The following is a 12,734-nucleotide window of genomic DNA, read 5'->3' as shown; positions in this document are numbered from 1 at the left end:
ACCATCTCGACCAGCCCGAACCACGCCATGTTGTCCAGCTGCATGGCCCACGGGTAGAGGAAGATGATCTCGATGTCGAAGACGATGAAGAGCATCGCCGTGATGTAGTACTTCACCGGGAAGCGGCCGCTCAGCGCCTGGGGCGTGGGCTCGATGCCGCACTCGTAGGAGTCCATCTTCGCGCGGTTGTAGCGCCGCGGCCCGACCATCGTGCTCATCACGATGGAGCCGACCGCGAACAACGCTGCAAGAGCGGCCAGCACCAGGACCGGTGTGTAGAGCTCCATGAGCCTCCCTCTCGTGATCTTGTGAACAGAATCACTAGTGGTGTGGGACACATCCTGCCACTACCGGTCCGCCGTCGTACACGGGGGTGGCCCAGACCACACCCACGCCACAATCCCGCCCTGACCTGCACATTTACCGCACGAGAGGGTTGCGTAATTCCGGGCAGCACGGCTGTGGACGGGCCGGCGGTAGTCCCTGACGAAAAGCACCGCGACACGCCGTCGGCCGTGCTTTTCGTCAGGGACTACCGCTCGCGCCTGTGGAGAAATGGCGATAGTCCCGGGTCAAAAGCACCCTCCGACGGCGTGTCGAGGTGCTTTTGACCCGGGACTATCCCGGCTGGCTGTGGAGAAAGGGGGCCCGGAGAGTGCGGGCGGCGGGGTGGGTCAGGCGGTGGCGCGGTGGAGGGCGACGATGCCACCGGAGAGGTTGCGCCACTCGACACCGGTCCAGCCGGCGTCCCTGATCAGGGCGGCGAGGCCGGCCTGGTCGGGCCAGGCGCGGATCGACTCGGCGAGGTAGACATAGGCGTCGGGCGAGGAGGAGACCGCGCGGGCCACGGCAGGGAGCGCCTTCATGAGGTACTCGAGGTAGGTGGTGCGCCACGGGGCCCACGTCGGGTGGCTGAACTCGCAGACGACCAGGCGGCCGCCGGGACGGGTGACGCGGCGCATCTCGGCGAGGCCGGCGACCGGGTCGACGATGTTGCGCAGGCCGAAGGAGATGGTGACCGCGTCGAAGGTGTCGTCGCGGAACGGCAGCTTCGTGCCGTCCCCGGCGGTGAAGGGCAGGTGCGGCAGCTGCTTCTTGCCGACCTGCAGCATCCCGACGGAGAAGTCGCACGGGATGACGGTCGCGCCGGCGTCACGGAAGGGCTGGCTCGACGTACCCGTGCCGGCAGCGAGGTCCAGGACTCGGTCGCCGAAGGCGGGGTCGACGGCGTCGAGCACCTCCTTGCGCCAGCGCCGGTCCTGCCCGAACGAGAGGATGTCGTTGGTCAGGTCGTACCGCCGGGCGACCGCATCGAACATGCGTCGGACGTCGGCGGGCTGCTTGTCGAGCTCTGCGCGGGCCACCTCGGCAGCCTATCGGCGGAAAATCGTTCGCAACCAACCGGTGGGTCGTGGCGTCTACAAGGGCATGAACACCAGGCTTCGCATCGCTCGCCGGATCACCCTGCTGACCGTGGTCGCGGCGCTCTGCGCCATGGGCGCGTACGCCGCCGGCTGGGCCGTGCGCGGGGACTCCCTGCCGTGGGAGGACGCCTCCCACCCGGTCGCGCAGGAGGGACGGTCACCCGCGACCCCGGACGGTCCGCGCGGCGACCGGGGTGACGACCCGGCCCCCACCGACCAGCCCGCGCCCGGCCCCGGGGACGAGGCGGAGCAGCCGGCCCAGCCCGCCGACGAGGACGAGCCGGACCCGACCGACGAGCCCGACCAGGCCGACCGGTCGCCGGCGGACGAGCCCGAGGCCGAGGAGACCGAGGACCCCGGCCCCCCGCCGGCCGGCCCGGCGCTGCTCTCCCCCGGCGACAAGGGCCCGGAGGTGCGCGAGCTGCAGGCGCGGCTGAAGCAGATCGACTGGTTCAGCGGCGAGGTGACCGACAACTACGGTCCGGTCACCACCGAGGCGGTGCGCGGCTTCCAGGCCAAGCGCGGGTTCGCGGTGACCGGCGAGGTCGACCAGCGCACCCTGGACCGGCTGCACGAGATGACGCGCGAGCCCACGAAGGCGGAGCTGACCAACCAGCCCACGACCGGCAACGGCGGCAACACCGCGGGCCCGCTCGACCCGCGCTGCACGACCGGCCGCGTGCTGTGCGTCGACAAGAGCAGCCGCACCCTGCGCTGGGTCGTCGACGGCGACGTCCGCCTGCGCCTCGACGTGCGCTTCGGCTCCGCCGAGACCCCGACCCGCGAGGGCGAGTTCACGGTGCAGCGCAAGAGCCGCGACCACGTGTCCAGCATCTACCACACGCCCATGCCGTACGCGATGTTCTTCTCCGGCGGCCAGGCGGTGCACTACTCGCCCGACTTCGCGGCGAACGGCTACAACGGCGCCTCCCACGGCTGCGCCAACATCCGCGACCGCGACGGCATCGCGTGGCTCTACGACCAGGTCGTCGTGGGGGACAAGGTGATCGTCTACTGGAGCTGACCCTCCGAGGACCCACCCGGGAAGGCGGACGCCCCGGCAGCACGGCTGCCGGGGCGTTCGTACGTCGTGGTGGGGCTCAGCCCTCGAGCACGAGGTCGAGGTAGTGGAGCACCTCGTCGGGGGTGAGGCCGCTGCCGTAGATGTCGTAGGTCAGGCCGTCCTGCTCGGCGCGGCACTCGACCTGGTAGCCGGCAGCCGGCGGCTCCTCGCCGGTGGGTGCGCCGGTGGTCGGGTCGATGGCGTCGGAGTAGATCACCGAGCACCGGCGGCCGTCGACCTCCTTGAGCTCGTAGTGCGTGCCCTGCTGCTCGATCTGGAACGGGCCGCTGGGCATGACCAGGCCGGCGTCGCCGGGGACGACGGTGATCGCGAACTGGGCGGGCCGCGCCTGCGTCTGGGCGATCTGGCCGAGGGCCTTGACGTCGATGTAGGACCGGGTGACGGCGGCGTCGTAGATCGAGGAGAGGTTGCTCGACGCCTTGGCGTCGCCCTCGGCCGCGTTCTCGGCGACGGTCTCGAACTGGCTCGCCTGGTCGCCGGTCGCCCCGGCCTGCTCGGCCGTCACCGTCGACAGCGCGACGAAGCGGTCGTCGATCTTGTCCGGCAGGGCGGGCAGGTCCCCGGCCGAGTACGACGAGTCCTCGACGACCTTGGGCAGCCCGACGCCGAACCCGACGGCACCGGCGAGGAGGACGGCGCCGGTGGCGACACCGGCGTAGGTGGAGCGTGCGATCGGCATCGGACCATCATGCCGGGTGATCCTGAGAGGCCCCCCAGTGCCCCGGCGAGGTGAGACGGTGCGGTTACAGGTCCGCTCCGTCCGGCAGCCGCACGTAGTCGAGGCCGCGGGCGCCGAGGAGTCGCCCGAATTGCATGTCGACCACGCCGAGTCCCTCCGCGGAGTAGACGCGGTCGTGGATCGCGACGTTGCGTGGCGCCCCGACGGCACGGGCGAAGTCGACGCCCTCGCTGGAGCGCATCCACGGCGCGCACACCGGCGCGAGGAGCACGTCGACCGGCACCCCGGGCACCGTGAACGCGTCCCCGGGGTGGAACACCGTCTCCTCGCCCACGCTCAGCAGGTAGCCGCTGTTGTGGAACCGCGGCAGGTCCGGGTGGATGACGGCGTGCAGCTCCCCGATCGCCCGCACCCCGACGCCGCCGATGGTCCACGACTCGTCGGGCGAGACCACGGTGACCCGCTCCGCGACGTCCGGGGCCGACTCGCGGATCTGGGCCGCGACGGCACCGATGGTGAAGATCGGGGCGTCGGTGGCGCGCAGGTTCTCCGCGTCGTAGTGGTCGGGGTGCTCGTGGGTGATCAGCACCGCGTCGACGCCGTCGACGGACTCCCGCTGGCTCCACGTGCCCGGGTCGAGGACCAGGGTCGTGCCGTCGTGCTCGATCCGGACGGCCGCGTGGCCGAACTTGGTCAGGCGCATGCCGACCACGGTAGCCAAGCCACGCCGGTCAACCGGTCAACCGGTCAACCGGTCAAGCAGTCAAGCAGTCAGCCGGTCTGGTGGTGGACGTAGCACCAGCGCCAGTCCTCCCCCGGCTCGACGGAACGCATCACGGGGTGGCGGGTCTCGCGGAAGTGCGCGGTGGCGTGGCGGCCCGGCGAGGAGTCGCAGCAGCCGACGTGGCCGCAGGCCAGGCACATCCTCAGCGCGACCGACGGGGTGCCCTCGTCGCGGCAGCGCTGGCAGAAGGGGTCCGCGGGCGGGTCGAGGTCCGGGGCGTCGGCCAGGTCCACGCAGCCGTCGACGTCCGGGCGTGCGGTGGCGGCGGCCCGGATCTCCGCCCGCTCGGCGACGGCGGCGTCGAGCATGGACTCCTCCACGTCGAGCATCGCGAGCACGTCGCTGACCACCTCGGACGGCACCGCCCCGGTCGACCGGACCTCGAGGACGCGCCGTCGCTCTGCCTCGATCATCGCGATCCGCCAGCGGGCGTAGAGGTCGCTCGGGCTGTCCTCGTCGGCGGTGGTCCCGAGCCGCTCCCACGCCGCGAAGTTGCGCAGCTCCAGGCGCTGCACGATCAGCTCACGCACGCCGAGCGGGTCGTCGTTCTCGGCGGTGAGCCGGTCGAGCTCCTTCAGCCCGGCCTTGCCCGCCTGCTGCAGCAGGGTCGCCCGGGCGAGCGCGTCCTCCTGCGGGTCGGGGCCGGAGACCCGCAACCGGCGGGCGACGGCGGGCAGCGTCGTGCCCTGCCCGAGCAGGGTGCCCGCGACGACGGCGAAGGCCACGACGAGCAGCACCTCGCGGTGCTCGGTGTCCTCCGGGACGGTGAAGGCGGCGGCGAGGGTGACCACGCCGCGCATCCCGGCCCACCCGATCAGGAAGGAGCTGCGCCACCGCGCCGCCCCGTCGCCGGCCGGCTCGCCGGACGCGTCCGACCCGCGGCGCAGCAGCAGGGTGCTGGAGGCGAACACCCACACCATCCGCAGGACGACGCAGGTGAGGAACGCGGCGGCGCAGGTGAGCAGGACGGTCCCGGCGCCGAGCTCGCTGTCCCCGACCTCCGCGAGCAACCAGTCGGCCTGCAGCCCGATCAGCAGGAAGACGGTGTTCTCGAGGACGTACGCGATGGTGCGCCAGTTCGTCCGCTCGGCGATCCGCGACGGTGCGGACTGCAGGACCGGCGCGACGTGGCCGAGCAGCAGCCCGGCCACCACGACGGCGACGACGCCGGAGGCGTGGATCTCCTCCGCCACGACGTACGACGAGAAGGGCACGACGAGCGAGAGCGCGGTGTCGAGCAGCGGGTCCGTCACGTGCTTGCGCACGAAGCCGACGACGACGAAGGCCGCGACCCCCACCGCGACACCTCCGCCGGCGGCGACGAGGAAGTCCTCGACGACCTCCCACGCGGTGACGGTGGAGCCGAGCGCGACGACCGCCATCCGCAGCGCCACCAGCGCCGTGGCGTCGTTGAGCAGCGACTCGCCCTCGAGGATCGTCACCACCCGCCGCGGCAGGCCGATCCGCCGGCCGATGGCGGTGGCGGCGACCGCGTCCGGCGGGGCGACCACGGCGCCGATCGCGAGCGACAGCGGCCACCCGAGCTCCGGCACCACGAGGTGGACGGCGGCGCCGACGCCGACGGTGGTGAACGCGACGAGCCCGACGGAGAGCAGCAGGATCGGCTTCCTGTTGGCCGCGAAGTCGACGAGCGAGGTGTTCAGGGCAGCCGAGTAGAGCAGCGGCGGCAGGAGGCCGAGCAGGACGACCTCGGGCTCGAGCCGCACCTCCGGCACGCCCGGCAGCCAGGAGGCGACGGCGCCGACCACGACGAGCAGCAGCGGCGCGGGGAGGTCGGTGCGCCCGGCGACCGCGGTGACCGCCAGCACCGTCACGGCGATGGCGACCAGGAGCAGGGCGACCTCCATCAGGCTCCTTCCGCCTCCAGCGCGGCGATCAGGCTGCGCGCGTCGAACGGGCCGACGTGCCGGCGCTCGCCGATGAAGAAGGTCGGCGTGCCGCGCACCCCGCTGGCGTCGGCGCTCGCGGCGTCGCGGGCCACCCGCTCGGCCAGCTCGGTGTCGTCGAGGTCGGCGGTGAACTGCTCCACGTCGAGGCCGAGCTCGGCGGCGTACCCGATGAGGTCGTCGCGCTCGAGGTGGTCCTGGCGGGTGAACAGCAGCTCGTGCATGTCCCAGTAGCGACCCTGCCGTCCAGCGGCCTCGGCAGCGATGCCCGCGAGCACGGCGTGCGGGTGGACGTCGAGCGGCAGGTGGCGCGGCACGTAGCGCAACCGGTCACCGAAGTACTCCCGGACCTCGTTCGCCGCGCCGGTCGCACGGGCGCAGAACGGGCACTCGAAGTCGAGGTACTCCACGAGGGTGAGGGGTGCGTCGACCGGGCCCAGGACGTGGTCGTGCCGCGGGTCGACCGGGTCGCTGAGGGTCATCGGCAGGCTCGCGTCGCGCTGGTCGAACACGGTCGCGGCAACGGCGAAGACGACCCAGCCGACGACGACGGCGAGCACCGCGGCCAGCAGCACGCCGACCTTCGCCTGGTCCTGCAGCGTCTCGTCGGTGAAGGCCAGCCCGACGATGAGCAGCGACACGGTGAACCCGATGCCGGACAGCGCGGCGCCGCCGAGGATGTGGCCGGGCGCGACGCCGTCGGGCAGCGCGCCCCACCGCAGCCGCGCGGCGGTGAGCGCGCCGACGCCGATGCCTGCGGTCTTGCCGGCGACGAGGCCGACCACCACGCCCCACGTGACCGGCGAGGAGAGCGCGTCGCCGAGCACCCCGTCGCGCAGGTCGATGCCGGCGTTCGCCAGCGCGAAGACGGGTACGACGACGTAGCTGGTCCAGCCGTGCAGCACCTCCTGCAGCCGCTCGTTCACCGACACCGCGCGGTTGAGGCCCTGCCGTGCCTCGCGCTGCACCTCCGGCAGCGGCGACTGCTGGAAGCGACGCACCCGGTCGGCGGCCTCCTGCACGAGCGCCCGGTCGGCGGTGACCGCCGGGACCAGGAGGCCGGACACCATGCCGGCGATGGAGGCGTGGATCCCGGACTCGAGGGTGGCGACCCACAGCACGACCACGGTGGCGACGTACGGCGAGGCGCGCCACTCCCCGCGGCGGTCCAGGACGACCAGCACGACCAGGCAGGCGGCGGCGACGGCGAGCGCGGTGAGGTCGGCGCCGTCGGAGTACACGACGCCGATGACGGTGACCGCGACGATGTCGTCGATGACGGTGAGGGTGAGCAGGAAGATCCGCAGCTGGGTCGACACGCTGGGGCCGACGAGGGCCAATGTGCCGAGCAGGAACGCGGTGTCGGTGCCGATCACGATGCCCCAGCCGGCGGCGGAGTCGCCGGACGGGTTGAGCAGCAGGTAGAGCAGCGCGGGGACGACCATGCCGCCGACGCCGGCGAGGACCGGGATCACCAGGCGCCGTCGCTCGGTCAGCTCGCCGACCGCGAACTCGCGACGCACCTCGAGCCCGATGACGAAGAAGAAGATCACCATCAGGCCGTCGTTGACCCAGTGGTGGAGGTCCATCGTGATGCCGTCCCCGGCGAGGGTCACCGACAGCGTCTGGTGCCACAGGTCCTCGTAGCTGTCCGACCACGGGGAGTTCGCCCACAGCAGCGCGACGAGCGCGACGGCGACCAGCAGGCCGGCGCTCGCGGCCTCGGTGTGGATGAAGTGCCGCAGGGACGGCGCGATGCGGCCCTCGTGCGGGCTCTGCTGGTCGTCGACGCCGGGTTCGGGAGCCGGCTGCGCGTCGCTGACCACGTCCTCCAGACTAGCGGGCGCCCGACGCGGCGAGGTCGCGCAAGCGGCCGTCGAGCTCGCGCCGCCCGGCCCGGCTGACGACGGCCTCGACGACCTCGATCCCGCCGTTCGGGGAGGCCAGGGCCTGCTCCAGCTCGAGGCGCGAGGTGACCCGCAGGTGCGGGACGCGGACGGCCGCGCACAGGCTGGCGAGGTCGGTGCCGTGCGGGGTGCCGAAGAGCCGCTCGAAGGACGCCGCGTGCGCCGGTGCGCCCTGCTCGAGCACGGAGAAGATCGCGCCGCCGTCGTCGTTGGCGACCACGATGGTCAGGTCGGGCCGGGGCTCGTCGGGGCCGAGCACGAGCGCGTTCTGGTCGTGCAGGAAGGTCAGGTCGCCGACCAGCGCGAGGCTGCGGGTGGACGCCGGGCGCCCGAGGGCGGCGCCGATCGCGGTGCTGAGCGTGCCGTCGATGCCGGCGAGCCCGCGGTTGGCGACCACCTTGCGGCGGCTCCCGACCGGGGTGGGGCGGGCCATCACGTCGAGGTCACGAACCGGGCTGGAGGCCCCCACGACGAGCAAGCCGCCGGCGGGCAGCGCGGCGTGCGTGGCCGCCGCGACGTCGTACGGCGTGAGGGCGGGCTCCTCGGCGACGAGCCGGTCGACGCGGCGGGCGAGGTCACGGTCGGCCTCGCGCCAGGCGTCCAGCCAGGCCGGGTCGTCGGGCTCCTCCCCCACCCAGCGCGGCGTGCCGATGGCGGAGGACCCCGGTGGGGCGGGCGGCCACACGCCGCGGCCCGGCACGACCAGCACCTCGACGTCGGGGCTCTCCAGCAGCCGGGTGACCGGGCGGGACAACGTGGGCCGGCCGTGGACGACGACCCGCTCGACCTGCGCGCCGAGGTCGGTGCCGAGCAGCAGCCGGTAGGTCCGGATCGCGTTGTCGCCGGTGCGGGCCCCGCTGCTGGGCTCGGCGAGCAGCGGCCACCCGGCCTCCTCGGCCAGCCGCCGTGCCTGTGGCCCCGCGTCGTCGCCAGCCACGACGACGGTGCGGGGCCCCCTGCGGAGGTCGTGCGGCGGTGGTCCCGGGTCAACAGCACCGCGACACGCCGTCGGAAGGTGCTTGTGACCCGGGACTACCCCGGTCGGCGCGACGGGCACGTCCGGGACGAGCGGGGCGTCGAGCTGGAGGTTGAGGTGGGCGGGGGCGCCGGCGGGGGCGGTGGTCACGGCGTCGAGGTCGGCCACGGACGCGAGGTCGTGGGTGGCGACGAAGGGGCTGAAGATGCCGACCTGGTCGGTGGTCTGGTTGGCGCCGGTGCCGCGCAGCCGGGCGGGGCGGTCGGCGGAGACGACGACGAGGTCGAGGCCGGAGTGGGCGGCCTCGAGGACGGCTGGGTGCAGGTTCGCCACCGCCGTGCCGGAGGTGGTGACGACCGCGGCGCGGGCGCCCACCTTGGTCAGCCCCAGGGCAAGGAAGCCCGCGGTGCGCTCGTCGATCCGCGTGTGCAGGCGCGGGCCGTCGGCCTGCGCGGCCGCCCACAGCGCGAACAGGAGCGGTGCGTTGCGCGACCCGGGCGCGGCGACGACGTCGGTGACGCCGGCCCGCTGCAGCCAGGCCACGCAGCCCGCGGCGAGGGACGCGGCGTCGTCGGTGCTCATGGGCGACGATCCTCCCGCAACGCGCGTACGGCGGCGAGGCGGGCCGCCCAGTGGTCGACCCGGTCCGGGGAGGCGGCGACCCGCTCGACCTCGTCGGCGTCGACCACCGGCCGCCGCACGGGCAGCGCGCCGTCGACCGGCAGCAGCGACTCGGTGACCACGTCGGCGGTCAGCAGCTGCACCGTGGCCAGGCCGCAGGCGTGCGGCAGCGACGGCAGCGCCGCGGCCAGCGCGACGCCCGCGGCGATGCCGACCGAGGTCTCCAGGGCCGACGACACCACGACGGGGAGCCCGATCCGCTCGGCGACCTCGAGGCAGGCCCGCACGCCGCCGAGCGGCTGCACCTTGAGCACCGCGATGTCGGCTGCCTCGAGGTCGCGCACGCGGTAGGGGTCCTCGGCGCGACGGATCGACTCGTCGGCGGCGATCGGCACGTCGACGCGGCGCCGCACGCGGGCGAGGTCCTCGACGGTCGCGACCGGCTGCTCGACGTACTCCAGGCCGCCGGCGGCGCGGTCGAGCCGGCCGATCGCGGTGACGGCCTCGTCGACGCTCCAGCCGCCGTTGGCGTCGACGCGGACGTGCCCGTCGGGGCCGAGCGCGTCGCGGACCGCCTCGACCCGGGCCTCGTCGTCGGCGGTCGTCTGGCCGGGCTCGGCGACCTTGACCTTGGCGGTGCGGCACCCGCCGGCGCGGACGATCTCGTGCGCCCGCTCCGGGCCGACCGCGGGCACGGTGACGTTGACCGGCACCGAGGTGCGCACCGGGGCGGGCCAGTCGCCGGCCATCGCCTCCTCCGCGCAGCGCAGCCACGGCTCGGCGACCTCGGGCGGGTACTCCAGGAACGGGCTCCACTCGCCCCACCCGGCGGGGCCGCGCAGCAGGGCCACCTCACGCACGGTGATGCCGCGGAAGCGGGTGCGCATCGGGATCGCGACGACCTTCACGCGCCGGCCTCCTCGAGGGCGAGGGCGCGCAGCGCCCGCCGGTCGGGCTTGCCGTTCTCCAGCAGCGGCACCGCGTCGAGGACGACCCACTGCCGCGGCGCCCACGCGCGCGGGTGCTCGGCGGCGACCCAGTCGCGCAGCGCGTCCGGCTCCACCTCCCCGGCGCGTGGCACGACGAAGCCGACCACGCGGTTGCCCCACTCGTCGTCGGGGACGCCGAGCACCTCGGCCTCCGCGATCCCGGGGTGCTGGCGCAGCCGCTCCGCCACGGCCGGGCCGGGGACGTTGAGGCCGCCGCTGACGACGACGTCGTCGAGCCGGCCGATGAGCGCGAGCCGGCCGTCCTCGTCGAGCCGGCCGGCGTCGGAGGTGAGGAACCACCCGTCGACGAGCACCTCACGGGTCAGGTCCGGCCGGCCGTCGTACCCGGCGAAGAGGGTGGGTCCGGCGATCCGCACCCGCCCGCCCTCGCCGATGGCGACCGCGACGCCGTCGAGCGGGACGCCGTCGTAGACGCAGCCGCCGGCGGTCTCGGCCGAGCCGTAGGTGGCGACGACGTGCACGCCGGCGTCCGCCGCCCGGGCCCGCAGGGACGCACCGATCGGGCCGCCGCCGAGCAGCACGGTGTGGGCGCGGCGCAGTGCGGCGAGGTCCTCGGGCTGGTCGAGCATCCGGGTGAGCTGGATCGGCACGAGGGAGACGAACCAGCCCTCGCCGTCGGGCCAGCCGTCGCGGTCGAGCAGCACCGGGTCGTGCCCGGCGACCAGCGAGCGCAGCACGACCTGCACGCCGGCGACGTACGTCGCGGGCAGGGCCAGCACCCACCTGCCGGTCGCACCCAGCCGGGCCGCGGACGCGGCGATCGAGGCGAGCACCGCGGCCCGCGGCAGCCGCACCCGCTTCGGCTCGCCGGTCGAGCCGGAGGTGGCGACCACGAGCGGGACGTCGTCGGCGCCGTCGAGCCAGGCCCGCGCCTGCTCGACGACGTCGGTCGCAGGACCGGCGGGCGCCCAGAAACTCACACGACAAAACCTAGTCCCGGCGAGAAGATGTCCGGCGATGAGCATCTCTGCCGCGACGGTGGACCGTGGTTTCTGGCGGCGCCTGGTCCCGCCCACGCCCATGTCCCGCCGGCTCGCGACGCAGTCGATCCTCTTCTCCACCGGCGAGGGCGCCTTCAACACCGGCAGCGCCGTCTTCCTCACCCAGGTCGTCGGGATGTCGGCCAGCAAGGTCGGCCTGGCGCTGACGATCGTCAACGTCGCGGAGTTCCTGCTCGCCTACCCCGCCGGCCGCCTCGTCGACCGCCTGGGCCCGAAGCGGGTGTGGGCTGCGACCACGTGGGGCCGCGCCGCCTGCTTCCTCGCGCTGCCGTTCGTCGGCTCGTTCGAGCAGTACCTCACGGTCGGCCTCTTCTTCGCGGTGTTCGGCTCGGCGGGCCACTCCAGCTACCAGGCGTACGTCGTCGACGTGCTCCCCCGCAAGGAGCGGGTCGAGACGCAGGCCTACCTCTACTCCGCGCTCAACCTCGGGTTCACCCTCGGCGCGGTCGTCGGCGGCATCGCGCTGGCGACCGGCAGCCTCGACGTCATCCGCTGGTCGCCGTGGTTCGCGGCGCTGCTGATGGCGGTCAACGGGTTCTGGATCACCCGGCTCCCGGCGGCGCCGCACGACCTGCGCGTGCGCAGCGGTGAGGCGCGGGTGCGCCCGAGCGGCCCGGGCCCGCTGCGCAACCGCGGCTGGATCCTCGTCACCTTCTGCCTCGGCGTGCTGTGGACCAACCAGACCCTGCTCAACGTGGTGATCCCGCTGTGGCTGGTGGAGGCCACCGACGCCCCGCACGTGCTGCTGGCCTGGCTGTTCGGCACCAACACGGTGCTGTGCATCTTCCTGCCGGCGTACACCTCGAAGGGGGTGCGCGACCTGCGCGACGCGATGCGCTACGTGTGGATCTCCACCGCGTTCTTCGTGGTCTCGTGCCTGATCACGATGGTCACGCACTCGACCGTCGGCCTGGTGACCGTGCTGCTGGTGTGGCTGGGGCACGTGACGGTGACCGGCGCGGAGCTGTTCGTCTCCGGCGCCAGCTGGTCGGTCCAGGCCGAGCTGATGGACCCGCAGCGGCGCGGGGAGTACCAGGGTGTCGGCGACGTCAGCCGAGCCCTCGGCTCGATGTGGGCGCCGGCGCTGTTCACCTTCCTCGCGATGGAGTGGGGCGCCGACGGGTGGCTGGTCATCGCGGGCATCGTCGTGGCCGCGTCCGCGCTGATGGGGCCCTCGCTCGGCATGGCTACCCGCTTCCGCGACCGGCACTTCCCCCTCGACCAGCAGCCGGTCGTCGCGGCGGCGGACGCGGCGGGCGGGGCAGCTGGCGCGGCGGCGGCCGGCGAGGTCACGGGCCCAGCAGCTCCCTGACCCGCGCCAGGACCCGCCGGGTGGTGGCG

General features: G+C 73.8%; 11 protein-coding genes. 2 read left to right on the top strand and 9 right to left on the bottom strand.

The window, feature by feature from the left end:
* Window positions 1-287, bottom strand: a 287-nt coding sequence (locus tag NOCJ54_RS0111440; RefSeq protein WP_028655614.1) for an NADH-quinone oxidoreductase subunit A, incomplete at its 3' end; no start/stop codon positions are given.
* A 387-nt stretch (window positions 288-674) separates the two neighbouring features.
* A complete protein-coding gene (locus NOCJ54_RS0111435; protein WP_028655613.1) occupies window positions 675-1,364 on the bottom strand; it encodes a demethylmenaquinone methyltransferase in 690 nt (229 codons plus the stop codon).
* 64 nt (window positions 1,365-1,428) lie between these two features.
* Between NOCJ54_RS0111435 and NOCJ54_RS0111430 the strand changes: the two genes are divergently transcribed.
* A complete protein-coding gene (locus NOCJ54_RS0111430) occupies window positions 1,429-2,448 on the top strand; it encodes a L,D-transpeptidase family protein (RefSeq protein ID WP_028655612.1) in 1,020 nt (339 codons plus the stop codon).
* Between the two features lie 76 nt (window positions 2,449-2,524).
* Here the strand turns inward: NOCJ54_RS0111430 and NOCJ54_RS0111425 are convergent, their stop codons facing one another.
* From NOCJ54_RS0111425 to NOCJ54_RS25295, 7 genes are all read right to left on the bottom strand, one after another.
* Window positions 2,525-3,187 carry a hypothetical protein gene (locus tag NOCJ54_RS0111425; protein ID WP_028655611.1) on the bottom strand — a complete coding sequence of 221 codons (663 nt, stop codon included), beginning with the start codon at window positions 3,185-3,187 and terminating at the stop codon, window positions 2,525-2,527.
* Window positions 3,188-3,251: 64 nt separating this feature from the next.
* Window positions 3,252-3,890 carry an MBL fold metallo-hydrolase gene (locus NOCJ54_RS0111420; RefSeq protein ID WP_028655610.1) on the bottom strand — a complete coding sequence of 213 codons (639 nt, stop codon included), beginning with the start codon at window positions 3,888-3,890 and terminating at the stop codon, window positions 3,252-3,254.
* A gap of 68 nt (window positions 3,891-3,958) precedes the next feature.
* Window positions 3,959-5,839: a Na+/H+ antiporter gene (locus NOCJ54_RS0111415; RefSeq protein WP_028655609.1), complete on the bottom strand. Its 1,881-nt coding sequence runs from the start codon at window positions 5,837-5,839 to the stop codon at window positions 3,959-3,961.
* Window positions 5,839-7,704 (bottom strand): Na+/H+ antiporter NhaA, encoded by a 1,866-nt coding sequence (gene nhaA / locus NOCJ54_RS0111410; protein ID WP_198020187.1) that lies wholly within the window; start codon window positions 7,702-7,704, stop codon window positions 5,839-5,841. Before nhaA ends, NOCJ54_RS0111415 begins: the two co-directional genes overlap by 1 nt.
* A gap of 10 nt (window positions 7,705-7,714) precedes the next feature.
* Entirely contained in the window at window positions 7,715-9,343 is a 1,629-nt protein-coding gene (gene menD, locus NOCJ54_RS0111405) for a 2-succinyl-5-enolpyruvyl-6-hydroxy-3-cyclohexene-1-carboxylic-acid synthase (protein WP_028655607.1), read from the bottom strand.
* Window positions 9,340-10,269: an o-succinylbenzoate synthase gene (locus tag NOCJ54_RS0111400; protein ID WP_036517630.1), complete on the bottom strand. Its 930-nt coding sequence runs from the start codon at window positions 10,267-10,269 to the stop codon at window positions 9,340-9,342. Before NOCJ54_RS0111400 ends, menD begins: the two co-directional genes overlap by 4 nt.
* Window positions 10,270-10,286: 17 nt before the next feature.
* Window positions 10,287-11,312: an AMP-binding protein gene (locus tag NOCJ54_RS25295; RefSeq protein ID WP_051485747.1), complete on the bottom strand. Its 1,026-nt coding sequence runs from the start codon at window positions 11,310-11,312 to the stop codon at window positions 10,287-10,289.
* A 37-nt stretch (window positions 11,313-11,349) separates the two neighbouring features.
* On the opposite strand from NOCJ54_RS25295, the gene NOCJ54_RS0111390 reads away from it, so the two are divergent.
* A complete protein-coding gene (locus NOCJ54_RS0111390; RefSeq protein WP_036517591.1) occupies window positions 11,350-12,705 on the top strand; it encodes an MFS transporter in 1,356 nt (451 codons plus the stop codon).
* Window positions 12,706-12,734 lie beyond the last annotated feature (29 nt).

The organism is Nocardioides sp. J54 (assembly GCF_000519005.1).
Taxonomy (GTDB): Bacteria; Actinomycetota; Actinomycetes; order Propionibacteriales; family Nocardioidaceae; genus Nocardioides.
The sequence above is the reverse complement of the archived record's forward strand: the minus strand, read 5'-3'. Positions and strand labels throughout refer to the sequence as shown.

Coding starts and splice junctions, on each gene's coding strand:
- NOCJ54_RS0111420 (WP_028655610.1), bottom strand. CDS start 3,890: ATGCGCCTGACCAAGTTCGGCCACGCGGCCGTCCGGATCGAGCACGAC.
- menD (WP_028655607.1), bottom strand. CDS start 9,343: ATGAGCACCGACGACGCCGCGTCCCTCGCCGCGGGCTGCGTGGCCTGG.
- NOCJ54_RS0111400 (WP_036517630.1), bottom strand. CDS start 10,269: ATGCGCACCCGCTTCCGCGGCATCACCGTGCGTGAGGTGGCCCTGCTG.
- NOCJ54_RS0111390 (WP_036517591.1), top strand. CDS start 11,350: ATGAGCATCTCTGCCGCGACGGTGGACCGTGGTTTCTGGCGGCGCCTG.
- NOCJ54_RS0111415 (WP_028655609.1), bottom strand. CDS start 5,839: ATGGAGGTCGCCCTGCTCCTGGTCGCCATCGCCGTGACGGTGCTGGCG.
- NOCJ54_RS0111425 (WP_028655611.1), bottom strand. CDS start 3,187: ATGCCGATCGCACGCTCCACCTACGCCGGTGTCGCCACCGGCGCCGTC.
- NOCJ54_RS0111430 (WP_028655612.1), top strand. CDS start 1,429: ATGAACACCAGGCTTCGCATCGCTCGCCGGATCACCCTGCTGACCGTG.